Genomic DNA, 19,644 nt, shown 5'->3' on the forward strand with positions numbered 1-19,644 from the left:
ACGTCGATCTGAAAAGGCATAAAGAACATCTTTATTTCATCTAATTGCCTCAGAAAGAGAAACGTTCTCAAAATTAAAGGTTACCTTTGTCTTCACATTTAAAAAGCTTGGATGAGACAACTCAAAATAAGTAAACAGATTACCAACAGGGAGAGTCAGTCTCTCGACAAGTATTTACAGGAAATTGGAAAAGTAGACCTCATCACCGCAGACGAGGAAGTGATCTTAGCCCAAAAGATCAGAGAAGGAGATCAAATAGCACTTGAAAAACTAACAAAAGCCAATTTGCGCTTTGTTGTTTCAGTAGCTAAACAATATCAAACAGGCAGCCTTAGCCTTGGAGACCTTATCAGTGAGGGCAACGTTGGTTTGATCAAAGCGGCTCAGCGTTTTGATGAAACCCGTGGTTTCAAATTCATCTCGTATGCCGTGTGGTGGATTCGCCAGTCTATTATGCAGGCGTTGGCCGAGCAGTCCAGAATTGTGCGTTTGCCTTTGAACAGGGTAGGCTCTTTGAATAAAATATCGAAGGCATTTTCTGATCTGGAGCAGAAGTTTCAGCGTGAGCCTACTGCCGAGGAATTGGCAGAAGTGCTTGATGTCAGTCTGAGCGAAGTACTTGCAACACAGAAAGTATCAGGCCGTCAGGTAAGTATTGATGCACCATTTGTGAGTGGTGAAGAAAACGGCTTGCTTGATGTGATGGTTGACGAAAATGAAGAAAGACCTGACGCCGGCCTGATGGTGGCTTCTTTGCAAAAAGAAATTCAGCGTTGTTTGTCAACACTTACCGCCAGAGAAGCTGAAGTAGTATCGTTCTACTACGGCATCAACGGGGAGCAGCGCATGACACTGGAAGAGATTGGGGACAAATTCAACCTTACCCGTGAAAGAGTTCGCCAGATCAAGGAAACCGCAACTCGCAGGCTTCGCAGTGGAACCAGAAGCAAGATATTGAAATCGTTCTTGGAGTAGCCTAAAGAATAATTTCAGTGAAAATATAAGAAGCACTTATCCGAAAGGGTAGGTGCTTTTTTGTTGATGTTAGGCTGCTAGGCTTCAGGTAGTTTCACCAGCTCTTCAAACAACCTGTCAAGCGTCTCCTCAGCATTTACGCACAAGCCGGGGTGTACTTTGGAGGTCTGCAGCACGGTACTTCTGGCGGCTGTCAGCCAGCGGAAACGTTCTGTTATTCCGAGTTGGCCAATGGGCCCTGCGTCTTTTCCTCCCTTGCAAATCTTCTCAAAGGAATCTACATACCCTTTCAATTCACTAAAATCTGTCTTTTGGCAAAATCCCAACAATCTTGACTCGTTCCAGTCAAATCGAGCCCGCAAAAACTTTTGCCCCGAGCACAGCAGAACCACACCCACGTTGAGAAACTCTTCACGCTCCACGTGTGGCACCACACGAACGACGGCATACTCAAATAGCTGTCTCTCTGGCATGTTGTGCTTCGTTAACAAAGAAAGAAGAGTCGGCCACTCGTGTAACCAAAAACTGAATGTAGGCTGCCCTGTGTTGTTCGGTGCTTTCAAACGGAGAGTCCTCTACCAGCCAGTCATCGGGTATTAGGGCCACAATAGCTTTGAAGGCCTGCTCAGTCAATACAGGTGTGAACTGCTTGTCGACGGCATCAAGTTCACTGGCAATGGGAAGCAGTACGTGCTTTGAAATCAGCTGGAAAGGTTTTTTTGGCTTGTCCCAGTTGTCCCAGCTGTGATGGAAATAAAGGGAAGCACCATGATCGATCAGCCAAAGCTCTTTGTGCCACCAGAGCATGTTGGTGTTGCGGGCCGTGCGGTCGACGTTCATCAGCAGGCTGTCGAGCCACACGATTTGAGACGCCAGCAAAGGGGATAGCTTAGTCGCAACCGGATCATAGGTGATAGAGCCTGACAAATAATGCAGCCCCAGGTTAATACCGGCGCTGGCCTTCAGCAAATCCTGTATTTCTTCGTCGCCCTCAATCCGGCCAAAAGCTACATCCAGGTCGGCAAAAACAATTTCAGGTACTCTGAAGCCTAATAGCCTGGCAATTTCGCCTCCGATAAGCTCTGCTACCAGTGCTTTCTTGCCTTGTCCGGCTCCCTTGAATTTCAGTACATATAGAAATTCATCATCAGCCTCAACAATGGCAGGCAGTGAACCGCCTTCCCGGAGAGGAGTGACGTAGCGGGTAACGTCAACTGTGCGGATTTCAGTTTCCTGTGCCATCAATTATTGTAAACCTTTGTGGCAAATGTAACACAACGCCGCCTGTTAATAAAAAGCAATCTTTCGGCGGGAGGGAGTTGCGGTAGGTAGTGACTTACTCGCCGCAAGCTCAAAAAAATGGGGGAACATGTCTTGTCGACATATTCCCCCATAAATAGTATCAGCGTTAATCGCCTGCTTTTAAGCTTCTTTTTCAGCAGTCTCTTCCACCTCTGTTTCTTCTTCAACAATTTCCTCGCCCCGGTTGATGTGCAGCACGAAGTGTTTGTCCATAACGAACTCATAAGTAGCTGTGCTTACCAGGTCATTGGCAGTTTTTGACGACTGCAAAATCACCAGAAGGTCTTTTGCTACGATAGAAGTCCTGATATCATTTTGAGCCTTCCCTTTGAACACATTCAATGAGAAAGAATAACCACCCTTTTCCTTAGGGTTGATGATAGTAAATTCATGTTTAGACATCTTGTAGGTCTGTGGACCTTCTGCCGAGTCTATCATGTGCTTGAGAATTGCCGGTCTGTACTTGTTCCACAAATAAGTGTAAGTGTGGGAAACTTCAGAAGAATAATTGGCCATTGAACTATATTGATTATTTACAAATTGTTTTTCTATGAATATTTTTTGCCGACGAGTTTATAACGGTAGTCGACTCATGTATCACCCTCAGTAGGAGCTGATATGGATAGTCGTATTTTTTAGAGCAGATAATTACATGTTGTGGATTCTAAATAGGAACAAATCTAGTAACGCTGAAGTTCAGCGAATATGTGTTCCAGCTCTGCTCTGGTCTTTTTCAGCTTTTCTTCAAGCTTAACCAGCATACTTTCCCGGTCAGTATCAGCCAGGAAAAAGTCGCTGTCATTGAGGTCAGGAAATCTCCATTTCAACATTACCTTTTGCTCTCTCCAGCTTCTAACGATCTCCATATGCTGCAAGGTAAGCATATTTGCGGAATATTTGTTGTTATTTGGATTTTACATTATAGAGTTGTAGGTTTTCCTCATTTTCTTCAGCAGGAGGGGTGCTCGATTTTTAAGACACATGTGATACTTCTTCCACCTGCTTTACCTCGCCAATGATCGTCTTCCAGGCGGTAAATCCCCCTGCTAAATTGTAAACTTTTTTGCAGTTGTGGTGAAGCAATATAAGGGATGCCATATAGCCCCTTAATCCTTTTGCACAGTAAACATAGGTGGGCCTATCAAGGTCAATTTCATTAATTCTCCCCCGCAACTCGTCGAGAGGAATATTGAGAGCATGCTGAATGAATCCTTCCTTATGAATCTCGGTAGGGTTTCTGACATCAAGCAGTGTGTAGCTTGCGGGGGAAACGGACTGACTGAGAGCCCTCGCTGCTTCAACTACCGACACTTCGTGGTAACCGGCTCCCATCGAATTGCCTGCTACGAACCCAGCCACTACCACGGGGTCTTTGGCGGCCGAGAAGGGTGGCGCATAGGCCAGATCAAGACGGGGGAGGTCATCAAAGGTCAGTCGGGCATACAGAGCGGTGGCCAGCACATCAACCCGCTTGTCAACCCCATGCTCACCGAACAGCTCTGCACCGAGCAAAACGCCGGTTCCCGGGTCGTAGTGAATTTCTATCAACAAGTCTTTTTGATCGGGGAAGAAACCGGGAGTGGAGCCTGCGATAATCAGAGTCGATTTAAATTGAATACCAGCCCTTTCGAGTGATTTAGGGCCCATACCTGAGCGTGCAATGGCGTAGTCAAATATTTTCATAATTGCTGTGCCATAGCCCCCCTCAAAAGTTACATTACCCCCGGCTGCATTCGCACCAGCGGCCCGGCCTCCTTTGTTGGAATGAGTGCCCATGGGGTACCAGCTATGCTCACCCGTTATCATGTTGGTGATGGCTGCACAGTCGCCAGCCGCATAAATATCAGGAATGGAGGTCTCCATGTGCTTGTTTACCAGCAGAGCACCGTTTGGCAGATGCCTGGCGCCTTTTCTAACCAGCATTTGCGTATTTGGCTTAATGCTAATGCCTATCAAAAGGTAGTCTGTGTAAAGGCGCTTTCCGTTGCTCAGGATCAACTCATTGGTGGTGTGGTCAACTTCCACGACTGACACGCCAAGGCGGACATCAATGCCATGGTCTTCAAGCACGTTCTTTGCAAGATGGGCAAATTTCACATCCCAGTTTGCCAATACCTGGACGCCAAGCTCTATCACTGTCACCTTTTTCCCTGCGTGAACAAGGTTTTCAGCAGTTTCCAGTCCTATGAGTCCGGCACCCAGGATGGTGAAATGCTCGGCACTGTCCATCACACCGCTTTTCATCACCCTGTCAAAATCTTCAAGTGTTTTGGCGTGAGCCCAATTTTCGAAGCTCTCAATGTTTTTAATAGGAGGCAAAACCGCCTGGCCGCCGGTTGCGAATACAAGTTTGTCATATTCATAAACGCCTTTGTCGGTGTATACTATGTGTGCTTCCGGGTCAATGTCTGTTACTGGCTCATCCAGATGAAGTTCTACTCCAAACCTCTTTTCAAGCAGCTCTGGTTGCACTACAATGAGCTTATCCCTGGTTTTTATTTTGCCAGAAAGTGCGTACGGGATGCCACAGGTCGCATAGCTCACATGTGATGTCTTTTCAAACATGATGATTTCTGCGTTTTCGTCTGTCCGTCGTGCCTTAGCTGCTGCTGAGGGGCCTGCAGAAAGGCCGCCTACGATTATTATCCTCGTTTTTTTCATCTTTTGCTGTCGCTAAAATATGACAGCAAAATTGGAGAAGGCACAGCTGCTGCGCAGTGACAAATGTGACAGATGTGTTATGACATTTGTCAATTCTTAGAGGACTAAAGCAGTCGTTACTGGAAAAGGTACTAGTCTTTTTGGTAGGAGATTCTTGTTCTCCCATCGCCCCACCCTGGCGCCATTTTTATGGTTTTCAAAAGAATACCTACAGTACAATTGCCACGTGGCTTAGGAAAACGTGATGATGAAGGTGGTGCCTTTGCCTGGCTCACTCTCAGCGGTAATGGAGCCTCCCAGGGCCTCTATTTGCGTTTTCGTCAGAAAAAGACCGACTCCTTTCGCCTCATCATTGCCATGGAAAGTTTTGTTTAACCCGAAAAGCTTGTCACCGAATTTGTCCATGTCGATGCCCAAACCATTGTCGGAGAATTTCAGGATTACCCTTCCGTTTTCATTTGTTGAAACAATTGACACCTGAGGTTTTCGCTTTGCCGACCGGTACTTAACAGCGTTGGTAAGCAAGTTGAGGAAAATGCTCTCAATGTAGCTGCGGTTGTATTGTATTTCGGCCACAGCGGAAAAATCACTTTTAATGGCTATTTCTGACTCTTCTATTTGAACCGTGATGATTTCCATTGTCTTTTTGAGCACTTCGTCGAACCTGACAGACTCCAGTATATTAGCATCCTCTGTTTTTATTTTTAACGTGTTAATTAATGTGTTTAGAGTAGAGGAAAGGTGCTCGATAACGATTTCAAATTTGCTGAATATCAGCTCTTTTTCTTCCTTTTCCTCTGAAATCTCATACAAGTGAAGTAATGATGTAAGGTTGCCAACTGGAGATCGCAGGTTGTGCGAGATAATGTGAGTGAAATTGGTGAGTTGGGAATTTTGTTTGGTCAGGCGCTCGGCAAGAATTTCCAGGTTGTTTTTTGCCTCTAGTAGCCTTTTCTGGTCCTCAATCCTTTCGGTAATATTAGTGGCAATACCGAGGAAGCCAGAAATCTCCTCCGTCTGGTTCCTAAGCGCAGTTACAATAAGCTGAACGGGAAATTTGGTTCCGTCCTTTCTTACGTAAGTCCATTCCCTGGATTCGTGGTTACCCTGTTTGGCTAGTTCCACGAACGTGTCAAACCCACTGATTTCCCGGCCAAACAGTTCTGTCAACTCGGTACTCCGTTTCAGTACTTCCGCTTCGACATGAATCAGCTGGGGTGTCTGTAGCCCTACCATTTCTTTGGCTGAGTATTGTAACATTAGCTCTGCGCCACGGTTGAAGTGGGTGATTGTTCCATTCTTGTCTGTGCCAATGATGGCGATGGGGCCTGTATTAACGATGGCATTCAGCTCTTCGTTGGCTTTATGAAGCGCTTCTTCCGCCAGTTTTCTGTCGGTAATGTCTTCTATCATTCCATATCGTTTCACGCAACGCCCGTCAGCAAACTCAGCTTCTCCGATAATTCTCAGCCACTTTTGGTTTCCTTTGGCGGAAATTACCTGCAGGTCGAGGTCATAGGGTTTGCCCGTTGTTGCAAGTTCTTCAGTGGCCGCCAGCAGCTTGTTCCTGCTTTCCTGCTCGTAGCAGTTGATGATAGCGTCTTTGTCGGGACGGGTGCCCTGGGGGAGATCAAAAATGTCATTAGCAATGTCGTCCCAGATGGTGATTCCCCTGTCAATATCAAACTCCCAGGTTGAGACTTTTGCTATTTGATTCGTTTTTTCCAGAATGTATTCAACTCGCTTTTTTCCAATATCTCTGATTTTAGACTGTGTTATGTCGGTGGTGTACATGAGCAATCCACCAATTTTTCCTTCAGAAATGTACCAGGGTCGAATATCCCAGGTAATCCATTGTTCAGTGCCGTCAGCTCGTTTAAAACAGGCCTCCTCACAAGTATTAATTGCTCCTGCCAGGCATTCCCTGTGGATTGTCTTCCACTCATCTCCGATTTCCGGAAAAACCTCGTAGTGGGAGTGCCCCAGAATGTCACGGCCTGACAGACTGTAGTCGTCTATCCATTTCCTGGACGCAGCCATATAACGAAGTTCAGTGTCGAACATCGCAATGGCATTAGGAGACTGATCAACAAAAATCTTGTTTCGCTCGTTGCTGGCATTTACCTCCTCCTCAACGCTCTTTCGCCAGGAAATGTCCCTGATGGCTGCCGACACGAACATGCCCTCGGGCAACTCAATAGGGCTGATACTGATCTCAACCGGAAATTCAGTGCCGTTTTTTTTCAATCCAAAAAGTTCAAGCCCTTCGCCCATGGGTCTGGCGTGAGGATTGGCAAAGAACCTGGAGCGCTTGCCAGGGTGGGCCTTTCTGAAGCGTTCTGGGATAAGAGTTTCAATTGGGCATCCTAATAAGGTATCTCGTTTATATCCAAAGAGCTCCTCGGTCATGGAATTTACCATATTGATAACCCCATTTTTATCCACCATTACCATTGCGTCAGGAGCACTTTCTAGCAAACCTCTGAACTTCATTTCTGACGCACGCAGTTCCTCTTCCGCCTTTTTTCGCCAGGAAATGTCCCTGATGGCTGCCGACACGAACATGCCTTCGGGCAACTCAATAGGGCTGATACTAATCTCAACCGGAAATTCAGTGCCGTTTTTTTTCAACCCAAAAAGTTCGAGCCCTTCACCCATGGGCCTGGCGTGAGGATTGGTAAAGAACCCTGAACGCTGGCTTGGGTGCGCTTTTCTGAAGCGTTCCGGGATCAGTAATTCTATTGGTTTGCCAAGTAATTCATTTCTGGTGTAGCCAAAAAGCTTTTCACTCATTGAATTGATCATGTTGATAGCACCAGTTTTGTCCACTAACACGATGGCATCTGGAGCACTTTCGAGCAGGCCTCTGAATTTCATTTCTGAGGCCTTTATTTCGTTTTCAAGCTTTTTGGTGGCTGAGATATCTGCTACATGCACGAAAAAGCCCATTACCTCACCGTTTTGAATGTCGGGATAGTAGTTGGCCTGGACATTGCGTGCCTCCCCGGACGGCTTGGTTAACTCACGTTCAAAATGCTGAGCGTTCCCTTTCAGTACCTCGGCAATGAGGGGCTGGTTTTTCTCATAAAGAGAGCCGAGGAGCTCCTGCATCGTGATTTTGCCGACCATTTGCTCATGGCTTTTACCGAACCATTCCCGATAAGCTTTATTGGCAAATCGGCAGACTTCATTTTTGTCCCAATAGGCGAGCATTGCCCCGATGTGGTCAGCAAACAGTACTCCAAAATCGATGCCCTGGTGTGCATCATGATTTGATGACTTGTTTAACATGAATGCTTTTTATTCAGCCAGTTTCTGTGCGAAAACCAGCACCTTAAAAATATTGAAAGCCTCAACAGGAACTTAACTAGAAGTGTAGGACAGAAGGATATTTCAGTAATACACTGACTATTGAGGGGGATGGGAGTTAAATATAGGAAAGATACGCCTATTTTACCTATTCAAGTACCGATTTGCCAAGATTCACCCATTCTGTGCTTAAGCGGCATCTTACATATTAAGAGGTTTTTACCAGTCGGCACCAGGCTTTCGAATGTGTATTGATGCATTTTGTTACTTTGATGAGCGTAATGTGGGATGCAGTCAAATTGAAAACGTATGATAATTAGTCGGTCGCCGGTAGCAGACGCTCCGCTGTTTAGCAACAAGCCACCCGAATTCTCTGATCACACTCTTTGCCAATATGTGGGAGGCAAAGGGGCGGTGGTTCCCGCACACATCGCAGGACTGGGAGTAGCGGTGGTCATGAGCGGCGAGGCAACGTTTCGGATTAATAGGGAGGTGATAGCAATAAATGAGGATAGCTTTCTGGTGGTTAACAGAGGAAGCAAGCTGTCTTTTGAGCTGGAACGGGACGATACCCAGGTCGCCTTGCTGTACTTTGACGCAGCGCTTTCGAAGCTGTTATACAACGGACTGATGAAAATCAGCGATGAAACTTCCGGTTGGTCAGCAGTTAGTGAAGAGGACTTCTCGCTCGTGGAGCACGTACATTTCATGAATGCTTCGCTCAGAGAACAGTTTCAACTTCTGATGGAGCTTGGAAACAGTTGTGCCTCTTTTCACTCATTAAAAGCTGACATGGTTGTGCGATCTATACTGGATAGCTTGATAAGCGAAAATCATCATGCCCTTCAAATTTCGGAGAAGCTCAGAGTTGTGAAAACAGTTACAAAAATAGCACTGTACAAGCGATTGGCTGCCGCCAGGGAGTGGATAATCAACAATTGTCAGCAGCCAATTGATTTGCAGCAAGCGGCAGCTGTTGCCATGCTTGATAAGCAGCATTTCCTCAGGCTTTTCAAGCGGGCCTATCAAATTACACCTCACAACTTTTTGACCAGAGTGCGGCTAGAAAGGGCAGAGAAACTATTGGAAGAGACGGATTTGGCCGTTTCTGACATTTGCCGGTCTGTAGGCTTCGATAGTGTTCCTTCGTTCACTAGTCTGTTCAAAAGAAACTATGGCGAAGCGCCTGGGCGTTACCGGCGGAAAATGAGGCTGCACTAAAATTCTCCATTTTCGATAAGCCGGAGGGAGTTGGTGATACTAGTTTTGAAAAAAAACACAATAAAATGGAGAGAGATCAATGGAGCCAGTTTAAGCTGAGGGTAAATGTTGACGCCCCGGCAGATAAAGTTTACAACTCATGGGCAACTCCCGGCGGGTTGGAGAAATGGTTTTTGAGAAAAGCCTTATTCAGGGACAAGGCTGGGATGAAAAAGTCAGAGGACGCACCTATTGAACAAGGCGATACGTATGAGTGGTATTGGCACGGCTATCCCGATAGTGTGGTGGAGAAGGGGACAGTGCTGAAAGCCAATGGTAAAGACTTCTTTAGCTTTACCTTTTCCATGAAATGCCCTGTTACTATCAATATGTACGAAGAAGCTGGCGAGTTGATTGTTCAATTGGTTGAAAGCGGACTGCCTCTTGACGACGACACAGCGATGAAGCATTTTGTAGGCGACTCAAGGGGGTGGATTTTTTACCTGGCGAATTTAAAGTCGGTGCTGGAAGGAGGGCTGGACTTGCGAAACAAAAGGATGGAAATCACAAACGTCATTACAGCTTGATCCCAGACTTTGCAGGTATATTTCCGAGCGGTGTGAAGAGGATTGACGGCTAAAGATAATACCGATTCATAGCTACAACTGACCTATACTTAAAGTAGCTTTGCGCCACCAAATGGCTAACTAACTGCTTTTAAGTATGGGTCTTAACTCCATTCGCCGAATATACGATCACACCACGGAATACAACATCGTTGCGCTTGAACAGTGCCGGGCTATTTTGCTCTCCCAGTTTCCCTACATGAGCGAAAAGGAAGCTGATGACCTGCTACTTGATGCGGGCGAGCATTCAATCAAGCCCTACCGGCCCATCGTGATCATTGCCGAAGGCAGAGACAAGCAAGTACTGGGGGTAGCCATAGCATCTCACTTTATAAAAGACAATTTTATATTTCTCGATTTTATCGCTACCAATAAGCACCGCATCAGTGGTGGAATAGGCGGGGCGCTTTACGAACGACTGAGAGACGAAGCGCACAGTATCTCGGCCGTTGGAGTATTCTTTGATTGTTTGACAGACAAACGGGAGTGGGCCGTTGACGCAGCGGAGCACAAACAGAATCTGGCCCGACTGAAATTTTACGAGAAGTATGGGGCCCGCCCACTTGAGGGGTTTAGCTATGACTTGCGCCGTGACGACGAGTCTTACTTCTATCTCGTTTTCGATGGATTAGGCAAGAAAGACCACCTTTCGGCTCAGCTTTGCAAGAGCATCGTTTCAAGTATTCTGGAAAACAAGGCTAAAGGGAAGGTGTCGGATGAATACGTTGGGCAGGTGCTTCGCTCGATAAAGGGATCGATAGCACTGCGACCTTTCAGGTATATTAAATCTGAGCCGGTAGAATCCACAAAGGCATCCGTTCCTGCCGATAAGCAAATAGCGTTGGTTGTAAATGAGGGCCACCTGATACATCACGTCAGAGAAAGGGGCTATCTGGAATCGCCGGTGCGGGTTACTTCCATCATAAAGGAATTGAAAAAGACTTCAATTTTTAGAGATACGCCCGCCAAAGCGTACCCCGATAGCCATATTGAAGCAGTGCACGACAGGCAATACCTGAAGTTTTTGAAGAAGATTTGTGCGTGGATCGGCGAAACGACCACCATGTACGGTGATGTGTTTCCTATCAGAAACGCAGCCAGGCTTCCGAAGGACATTGAGCTTCAAATTGGCTACTACTGCATCGACACCTCCACGCCGCTCAATGCCAATGCCTACAAGGCTGCCAGAGGTGCCGTGAACTGTGCACTCACTGCCGCTGATGTCGTTTTGGGCGGCCAACCTATGGCCTATGCCCTGGTGAGGCCTCCGGGGCATCATGCCGAGCGGAAATATTTTGGCGGCTTTTGCTACCTAAACTCCAATGCCGTGGCTGGGCATTACCTGAGTAAAAGGGGCAAAAAAGTGGTGATTCTCGATATTGACTATCACCATGGTAATGGCCAGCAGGACATATTCTATCACAGGTCTGATGTGTTTACGGTCTCTATTCATGGCGATCCGGAATACGCCTATCCCAACTTCACCGGGTTTACTGACGAAATTGGTGAAGGGGAGGGAGAAGGGTTTAACCTCAATATCGCTTTGCCCAAGGGCGTAGAAGGACCAGCTTATCATAAGGCATTGAAGAAAGCACTTGAGGCCATAAAAAAGTACAAACCCGATTACCTTGTGATAGCGCTCGGTCTTGATATCGCCAAGGGAGACCCCTCCGGCACCTGGTTGCTGTCGCCGGACGATTTTGCTATCAACGGCAAAATGATTGCCGAACTCAAGCTGCCCACTTTAGTTATTCAGGAAGGTGGCTACAAGAACAAGGTGCTTGGTGTGAATGCCAGAAGGTTCTTTCAGGGGTTGTGGGAGGGTTACTATTTGAATGAAGCCTAAGCTCCCGGAAAGGTATTGCCTGCTTATAGTTGTTAGTGAATCTTAATGCGTTCTTTGCGTTAGCTAGCACGCATGCATTCGTATGTTTATGGAATGTATTGTTATGCCAAACAATTTGAACGGCCTATATTGACCAATCAATCAGCTGGCTATTTTTTCATGAAAAGAGGACTTTTCAGTTTTTTAATCTTTTTGACACTGCACGTTCCACTCGGTAGTTATGCGCAGGCAGTGAAGGGCGTTCTAACATATGCCGGAGAGGAAAGGTTGGCATTGGATGGTGAATGGGCCTTTTATTGGAAGCAGCTTCTGGAGCCCGGAGATGAGGCATTTACCGCCAACCCACCTACGTACGTAAAACAAGTGTCCTATTGGAATACCCACCAAGAGCTGGAGGAGCAGCTACCAGCGTTTGGCTATGCTACCTATCGGCTGGTTGTGAAGTCAACTCAGGACTACAGGGTCGCCATGGAAATACCTGGCTTCAATTTGTCGTATGCACTTTTTCTCAACGGCGAACTGATCAGCGGCGATGGCGTGGTGTCCTACTCGAAAGGCTCCTACGTCCCCGACTGGACCGTCAGCATGAAAACCGTGATGCTGCACGAGGGCGAAAATGAAATAGTGGTTCAGGTGGCCAATTTTGATCACTCCAATGGAGGCTTTTTTAAACCCATCATTATTGGCGACCCCGATATTCTTCCACACGAAAGAGACCTCAACCTCATCATCGAAACGTTCAATATTGGCGGGGTGTTTCTTATCGGATGCTTTTTTGTCGGCTTGTTTTTCTATCTGGGCGAAGACAAATCATTCCTTTTCTACGGTCTGTTTGTCATTATGTACGCCTTGTATATCAGCAACTATGGTCAGTATGTGTTCGGTACAGTTTTTCCTGCCGTTCCTGCCCGGATCAAGCTAAAAATCACCTACCTGACCATGTATCTGGCGTGGCTGTTTTACACACTTTTTCTGTGCGAACTGTTCAAGGAGGATTTTCATAAAATTGTTTCAAGGATTGCTCTCATTATTGCTGTTCCCCTGTGCCTTTCCGCATTGGTATTGCCCATGAGCATTTATACGCTAACCCTGGTTCCGTTCAGTGTTGTTGCTTTGTTGTATATCATTTATGGGTTTTACATCACTTTGGTGGCACGAGTGCGGAAAAGGGGAGGCTCTTTGTCTATTTTTCTAGGCTTGGCCCTTTGCACCTTGGCGATCGTGATTTTGTCGGCTTACCATTATAACCTGATTCTTACCAGGCCCAACGCCATCAGCGTGTTGTTTACGGCCACTTTTTTTGTCATGTCCTTTGCCTTTGCTGAGAAAATTGGCAAAGCCTTTAGTTCCGCAAGGGCGCTACAGCTTGAAACTGCTTCGCAAAAACGGGAGATTGAAATACAAGCCAAAGAATTGAAGCAACTGGATGAAGCCAAATCTCGGTTTTTCGCCAATATCTCTCATGAGTTCCGCACCCCGCTTACCATGATTTTTGGGCCTGTGCGGGAGCTCTTACTAACCGTTCACGATAGCCGCCCCAGAAAGTATTTGAAAACCATCCAAAACAACGCCAGCCGTTTGTTAAAGCTGGTCAACCAAATTCTGGAGTTGGCAAAGCTTGATGCCGGGCACCAAATGCTGGTGAAAGAGTATGTTGACGTCAGTAAATTCATTAGTGAAACTGTGGAGAGCTTTCAACTGGAGGCGAAATCAAACAGTATCAAGCTCTTGCTAAGGGCCAGCGATCAGATTTCAGGCTGGACCGATCCTGATGCGCTTGAAAAGATCGTATTGAACCTATTGTCGAACGCATTCAAGTTTACGCCGGGCGGAGGAACTATAACCCTGACACTTTCTTTGGAAGGCACAAAAGCCAGAATCGATGTTGAAGACACTGGTATTGGCATACCGCAAGATCAATTGCCTTTCATTTTCGACAGGTTCTGCCATACAGAGAGTGACAAGCAGGCAAGCTCAGGTATCGGGCTTAGTTTGGTAAAGGCGCTGGTAGATCAGCTAAATGGTGAGATTACGGTAGAGAGTGAGCCGGGCGTTCGAACCTGTTTTAGGCTTTTCTTACCCCTGGAGAAAGACGAGACCGAGGGCAGCTCCACAATTGGTGGTGCTGCTATTGCTTCCGAAGAGGCGACAGGCGTTACCGCCAACGGGGAAACTCCCAGGATACTGGTGATTGAAGACAATGATGAGGTACGCCAGCTTATTGCAGAAGTCTTAAGCCACGATTTTGAGGTGTTGTCCGCCTCCAATGGAACCTCAGGCATCGTAACAGCCATTGAGCAAATGCCTGATGGGATCATCTGCGATTTGATGATGCCGGGTATTGATGGGTTTGAGGTGTGTGCGCAATTGAAACAAAACGAAAAGACCAGTCACATTCCCATTGTGATGCTGACTGCCAAAGCCGACAAGGAAAGTAAAATCAAGGGGCTGGAGACGGCGGCCGACGACTACCTGACCAAGCCGTTTGATCAAAAGGAGCTCATTGTGAGGCTAAGGAATCTGCTGGAGAGCAGGCGGCAGCTCATGCGTAAATACAGTCAGCAGACGATCCTGAAGCCCCAGGAGATTGCAGTCTCTTCCGTCGACAAGGTTTTCCTGGAAAAGGTGATTGCGGCGGTTAACACCCACCTGGCCGATGAAGGATTTTCAGTAGACGAACTCAGCAGGGAGGTGGGCATGAGCAAAAGCCAGCTCAACCGCAAGCTACAGGCGTTGATAGGCCAAACACCTAATAAGCTGATAAGGAGCTTCAGGCTGCAACAAGCCTATGAACTACTGGCAAAGAACGCTGGCTCGATAGCTGAAATTGCCTATATGACCGGCTTTTCCAGTCCCAACTACTTCAATGCCGTGTTCAAAGATGAATTTGGTATAGTGCCGGGACAGGTTCAACGCAATAAGCCGGATTAGAGAATCAACCCGACCACTCTCGACATGCTAGTCAGTAAGGCAATTTTGCTTCGACAAAACCCTGCTTATTCTGGAAATATCCCTCTTCGCCTCAAAACCTTAAGCATTTGCATCAAATCCTTAAGCCGAAGAAAATGCTAATACTGAGCTTTGAGACTGAATTAAGACGAATCCAAATTCAGCTCTATGAAAGTCAGAATGATCTTCGCCCTTTTGGTACTATCTGTTGTAAGGCCAACCTGGGCTCAGTTTAATGAAGACGCAGTCAATAGCATCGTCATCAACGAGACTTCAGCCGGTGGAGTAAGTGATTGGGGCGACTACGACAATGATGGCGATCTGGATTTGGTCATTGGTTCCTTTAGTTTTCTTTTCGTGGAGCTATATATCAATGAGGGGGGCACTTTTACACTCTCAAACCCAGGCATCTTTAGCACCAACGGCGGCAATATAAAATGGGGGGATTACGATGGAGATGATGACCTCGACTTACTGGTTACTCGTTCCAGATCATTTTCCGACGATTATTTGCTGAAACTGTATGAAAATGAGGGGGGGATTTTTACAGATGTAACTAATGAAGTGGGCTTACCGAACACGCTTTCACATTTTGGGAGTTGGGGCGATTTTGATGGCGATGATGACCTCGACCTGGCGGTGATCGCCACAAAAGACAGCAAAATCAAAGCTATTATTTACGAGAACAATGGTGGTGTGTTTACGGACATTGGTGCCGCCCTACCCGAAGCTGAAGAAGGCACAGTAACCTGGGCGAATTTTGATGAATCAGACGACCTGGAGCTGTTGGTTACAGGGTTCAACCGAACGGCATTCAAAACACAAAGCAGCATTTTCAAAAGAGTGGAGGGTGTGTTTGAAGACATCGGCGCCGGGCTCTCCGGCGTTATGTATAGTTCAGCCAGTGCAGGTGATTTTGATGGAGACAGCGACTTTGATATTATTCTAACAGGCTCCGCCAATAGCCTCGCCAGCCACTCGGCAGGGGTGCCCAAGTCTTTTATCTATAGAAATGACGACGGTGCTTTCACGGCCATAAATGCTGGGATTGACAATGTGATGTATGGCTCCTCCGAATGGGGTGACTACGACAATGATGGCGATGACGATCTTATCATAACTGGTCTTACAAACTATCAGGAAGGGGAAGCTATTACTAAAATATATCAAAGTAATGGTGACGGGACTTTTACTGACTTAGACGTGCCACTCCCAGTAACCATTTTTGGCCATGGGCAATGGGGCGATTATGATGGTGATACCGACCTTGATTTTGTTCTCATTGGGCAACAATACATTTATGACGACCTGCGGGTCAGAAAGATTTATACCAATACATTGCTGCCGGAGACATCCATTGATTTGGCGATTGTCGATGAGAACACGCCGATAGGCACCCTCATCGGTACGTTGTCTACCGTTCCGGCCGGTACCTATACCTATGGTTTAGCAGAGGGAATAGAAGACAACGAGTCGTTCAGTATAGTCGGAAATCAACTCATATCCGACATTGTATTTGACTATGAATCACGAAACAGCTATTCGCTCAGCATTGAGGTGTTCACCGAAGGAGAAGTGATACATTCTCAATGGCTTACAATTGAAGTAACGGATCAGAATGAGACGCCATCGTCCATCCAACTAGATAACCCGTCAGTCAATAGATCAGTCGGAAATGGAGGGCTCGTAGGGACGTTGGCAGCCAACGACCCAGATGCAGATAATGAGCATGAATACTCTCTGGCCAACGGAGAAGGAGACGACTTCAATAGCCAATTTAATATTGAAGGCAATGCGCTGACTGTCAACAGTCCGGGAAGCCTTTCGGCGGGAGCCTACAGCATTCGCATAATGGCAGTAGACCAGGATGGGGCCGCCGTTGAGCAAGCTTTTGTCATTGACGTGATTGATGACATTCCCTGGACATTCGTGCGCAATGACCTTGCCTCCGAAGTTCTGCATGCGATGACTTTCACCGACGCTGATTGGGCGGATTATGATGGCGATGGCGATCAGGACTTGCTCATCGTTGGAACAGGTGAATCCAGCCAGCCGGTGGCAAGAATCTACGAAAACGACCAGGGTACTTTTGTTGATACCGAAGCCAGCCTACCAGCTGTGTTGGGTGGTGCTGCGAGGTGGGGCAAAAAAACAGCTGATGGATATGCCGACCTGCTGCTGACAGGCTCAGTCGACGGAGTTGCTCAAACAGGTGTTTATCATTACGAGAATGGAGGGTGGAATAAGAATGCCAGCAACTTTGTAGACGTTGGCGATCTTGGATCAAGTTATGCCGATTGGGCGGATTATGACCAGGATGGTGACCAGGATGTGGTGCTGACGGGGTCTACCGCCAACAGTATAAAGTACTCAAAAATCTATCGAAACGATGACGGAACCTATATCGACATTGAGGCTACACTGGCCGTGGTGTCGGATGGAGTTGTAGAGTGGGGCGATTATGACGGTGATGGAGATCTGGACCTGGCTTTGGCTGGTGATGGCTGGTTTGAATTTGTTGGCAAGGTTTACAGAAATGATGGTGGACAATTCGTCGACATTGAGGCTGGCATCACGGCAGTGGGGGTTAACTCTATGACGTGGGGTGATTATGACAATGATGGTGACTTAGACTTATTGCTTCACGGCATTGATACTGATTGGGTCACTCATACCTACATCTACGAATATGACGGCGACAGCTTTGTAGAAACGGAGCTCTTTCTGGGTTTTGGAAGCAGTTGCGTAGACTGGGCAGATTACGATCATGACGGTGATTTCGACATCATTGCCACAGGCTCATTGGTGGTGTCGGAAAACATTACTACCCGTGTTTTTGAAAACAACGACAAGACTTTTTCCGACCTGCTAATGGATTTGCCGGGGGCAATCCTTGGCCAGCTGCAATGGGTCAATATTGACAGCGACCTCGACCTGGACTATCTGATCACAGGGTTCAATGGGAGTAACGTCATTTCTGAATTATATCTCAACCAGCTTTTTTCCAATCAGGCGCCTGCCGACATACTGCTTGACAATGCTCATCTCAAACAATCTGCCGGTTCACAGGCCCTGGTTGGTAGTTTTTCTGCGATAGACCCCGACAATGCCGACACTCACACCTTTTCGCTGTCCAGTGGTGAGGGCGATGAACACAACGAACTATTTGCCGTGGCTGATAATGCCTTGCGGGCACTGGATGCTACTGCATTACCGGCAGACACTTACACCGTAAGAATAATGGCCGACGATCAGAACGGAGGACAAATTGAAAAGGTATTTGAAATAACCGTGGGGGATGATATCGCACCTATTGCTGTAGCCAAAGACATCGAGGTTGCACTAAACGAAGACGGCACCGCAACAATAGACCCTTCCATGGTTGACAATGGAAGCACTGACCCGGCAGGAGGGGAGATTGACTTTTCTTTAAGCCAGACTTCCTTTTCCTGTGATAATATTGGACAAAACGTAATATCCTTTACAACAACAGATGGGGCTGGCAACAGTTCCTCGATAGACTTTACCGTCACCATTGTAGATAACATACCTCCCGTTTTGAAGGTACGGGAGGCTGTTATATACCTTGGGAATGAGGGAGCTGCCGCCCTGTCTGTTGTTGATATTGACAATGGGAGCACCGACAACTGTGGCATTACACTTAGTTTGAGCCAGACAACTTTCACATGTGAGAATCTTGGGGAAAATGAAGCTACAGTGACGGGGAAAGACCCCACTGGCAACACGGTTACCGCTGCCGTGAAGGTTCAGGTACTGGACAACATCGCACCAGTGGTTGTTGGACACGACATAACTGTATACCTCGATGGAGATGGGGTAGCAGCAGTGGCTGATATAGCTATCGACTTTGGGACGACCGACAACTGCGAGCTTGACGCTCTGTATTTGGACTGGCCTTCCGGTTTCATTGATTGCGAACAAGTAGGTGACCATTTGGTAGGTTTAGTTGGCGTTGATAAAAGTGGTAACACCACCGTGAAAGAGATCACCATGACTGTAGCGGACAACCAACCTCCAAACCTTTTTACCAGGTCTCTCACTGTTACATTGGACGAGATTGGGCAAGCCGAAATAACCGTCGATGAGGTAAATGACGGGAGTTATGACAACTGCTCAACGGCCGAATACACATTGAGCAGGACAGTTTTTACCTGTGAAGACCTTGGGACGAGTACAATAGAATTCACAGGTGTCGATGTTTATGGGAACACATCGTCGCAAACAGTAGAATTAACCGTAGAAGGCACCTGCAACGAAGTGCTGGGAGCTAAGGATGCGTTGGCAGCCGACGTTGTCGTTTATCCAAACCCGGCTACAGATTTTATAATGATGAGGTCTGCGAAAGACACCAGCTTTGATAATGGAGAGGTGTATGTGTATGACCTTACAGGCACGCCAGTCGTCAAACAAACAGTCAGGGCAGGCGAAGTGGAGGTCAAACTGTCTGTAGTAGGCTTACCAATAGGTGTATACCACCTTATATTCAAGAAACACAACAGCAGCGATAGTTCACTGAGAACCTCATTTATCAAGCACTAGGTGTGGAACACTTCTTTGATTAAGAATGGGTTAATTCAAAGAATAAAATAACACTTCTGGTCTGGAGAAAATGAGGTCTCTCTTTCATTTAAAGCAATACCTTACGATTATTTAACACATTCCTGTTTGCTAAAACGTGGCATTCGCTATACTTTTGACTACTAGCCTTTGTAAGTAGGGTTATTTTTTTGGCTTCAATCAGTTGTGTATTTTTCC

The 19,644-nt window shown here is 46.8% G+C and carries 12 protein-coding genes; 6 read left to right on the forward strand and 6 right to left on the reverse strand.

What is annotated here, in order from left to right:
- Positions 1-111 precede the first annotated feature (111 nt).
- The gene (locus RIF36_RS13490; RefSeq protein WP_152000029.1) at positions 112-975 is read left to right on the forward strand and encodes a sigma-70 family RNA polymerase sigma factor; all 864 of its coding nucleotides are present in this window, start codon (positions 112-114) and stop codon (positions 973-975) included.
- Positions 976-1,052: 77 nt separating this feature from the next.
- Here the strand turns inward: RIF36_RS13490 and RIF36_RS13495 are convergent, their stop codons facing one another.
- From RIF36_RS13495 to RIF36_RS13520, 6 genes are all read right to left on the reverse strand, one after another.
- Positions 1,053-1,448 (reverse strand): DUF3037 domain-containing protein, encoded by a 396-nt coding sequence (locus tag RIF36_RS13495; protein WP_350119279.1) that lies wholly within the window; start codon positions 1,446-1,448, stop codon positions 1,053-1,055.
- The gene (locus RIF36_RS13500) at positions 1,426-2,217 is read right to left on the reverse strand and encodes a HipA family kinase (RefSeq protein ID WP_350119282.1); all 792 of its coding nucleotides are present in this window, start codon (positions 2,215-2,217) and stop codon (positions 1,426-1,428) included. Before RIF36_RS13500 ends, RIF36_RS13495 begins: the two co-directional genes overlap by 23 nt.
- Positions 2,218-2,397: 180 nt before the next feature.
- Positions 2,398-2,793: a hypothetical protein gene (locus tag RIF36_RS13505; RefSeq protein ID WP_317491593.1), complete on the reverse strand. Its 396-nt coding sequence runs from the start codon at positions 2,791-2,793 to the stop codon at positions 2,398-2,400.
- A gap of 164 nt (positions 2,794-2,957) precedes the next feature.
- On the reverse strand, positions 2,958-3,143 hold the full coding sequence (locus RIF36_RS13510) for a general stress protein CsbD (RefSeq protein ID WP_152000033.1): 186 nt from the start codon (positions 3,141-3,143) through the stop codon (positions 2,958-2,960).
- Positions 3,144-3,249: 106 nt separating this feature from the next.
- Positions 3,250-4,938: an FAD-dependent oxidoreductase gene (locus tag RIF36_RS13515; RefSeq protein WP_350119285.1), complete on the reverse strand. Its 1,689-nt coding sequence runs from the start codon at positions 4,936-4,938 to the stop codon at positions 3,250-3,252.
- A 231-nt stretch (positions 4,939-5,169) separates the two neighbouring features.
- Positions 5,170-8,229, reverse strand: a complete 3,060-nt coding sequence (locus RIF36_RS13520; RefSeq protein WP_350119288.1) for a PAS domain S-box protein — start codon at positions 8,227-8,229, stop codon at positions 5,170-5,172.
- 327 nt (positions 8,230-8,556) lie between these two features.
- On the opposite strand from RIF36_RS13520, the gene RIF36_RS13525 reads away from it, so the two are divergent.
- The 5 genes from RIF36_RS13525 to RIF36_RS13545 all read left to right on the forward strand — a co-directional run bounded on the left by RIF36_RS13525 (position 8,557) and on the right by RIF36_RS13545 (position 19,428).
- Positions 8,557-9,468, forward strand: coding sequence for a helix-turn-helix domain-containing protein (locus RIF36_RS13525; RefSeq protein WP_350119291.1), 912 nt, complete (start codon positions 8,557-8,559; stop codon positions 9,466-9,468).
- Between the two features lie 65 nt (positions 9,469-9,533).
- On the forward strand, positions 9,534-10,034 hold the full coding sequence (locus RIF36_RS13530) for an SRPBCC family protein (RefSeq protein ID WP_350119294.1): 501 nt from the start codon (positions 9,534-9,536) through the stop codon (positions 10,032-10,034).
- A gap of 136 nt (positions 10,035-10,170) precedes the next feature.
- Positions 10,171-11,919 carry a histone deacetylase family protein gene (locus RIF36_RS13535; protein WP_350119297.1) on the forward strand — a complete coding sequence of 583 codons (1,749 nt, stop codon included), beginning with the start codon at positions 10,171-10,173 and terminating at the stop codon, positions 11,917-11,919.
- A 159-nt stretch (positions 11,920-12,078) separates the two neighbouring features.
- Complete coding sequence (locus tag RIF36_RS13540; RefSeq protein WP_350119300.1) at positions 12,079-14,850, forward strand: ATP-binding protein; 2,772 nt, start codon at positions 12,079-12,081, stop codon at positions 14,848-14,850.
- 186 nt (positions 14,851-15,036) lie between these two features.
- On the forward strand, positions 15,037-19,428 hold the full coding sequence (locus RIF36_RS13545; protein WP_350119303.1) for an FG-GAP-like repeat-containing protein: 4,392 nt from the start codon (positions 15,037-15,039) through the stop codon (positions 19,426-19,428).
- Positions 19,429-19,644: the final 216 nt, after the last annotated feature.

The sequence above is a fragment of the Imperialibacter sp. genome, assembly GCF_040222815.1.
Lineage (GTDB): Bacteria > Bacteroidota > Bacteroidia > Cytophagales > Cyclobacteriaceae > Imperialibacter.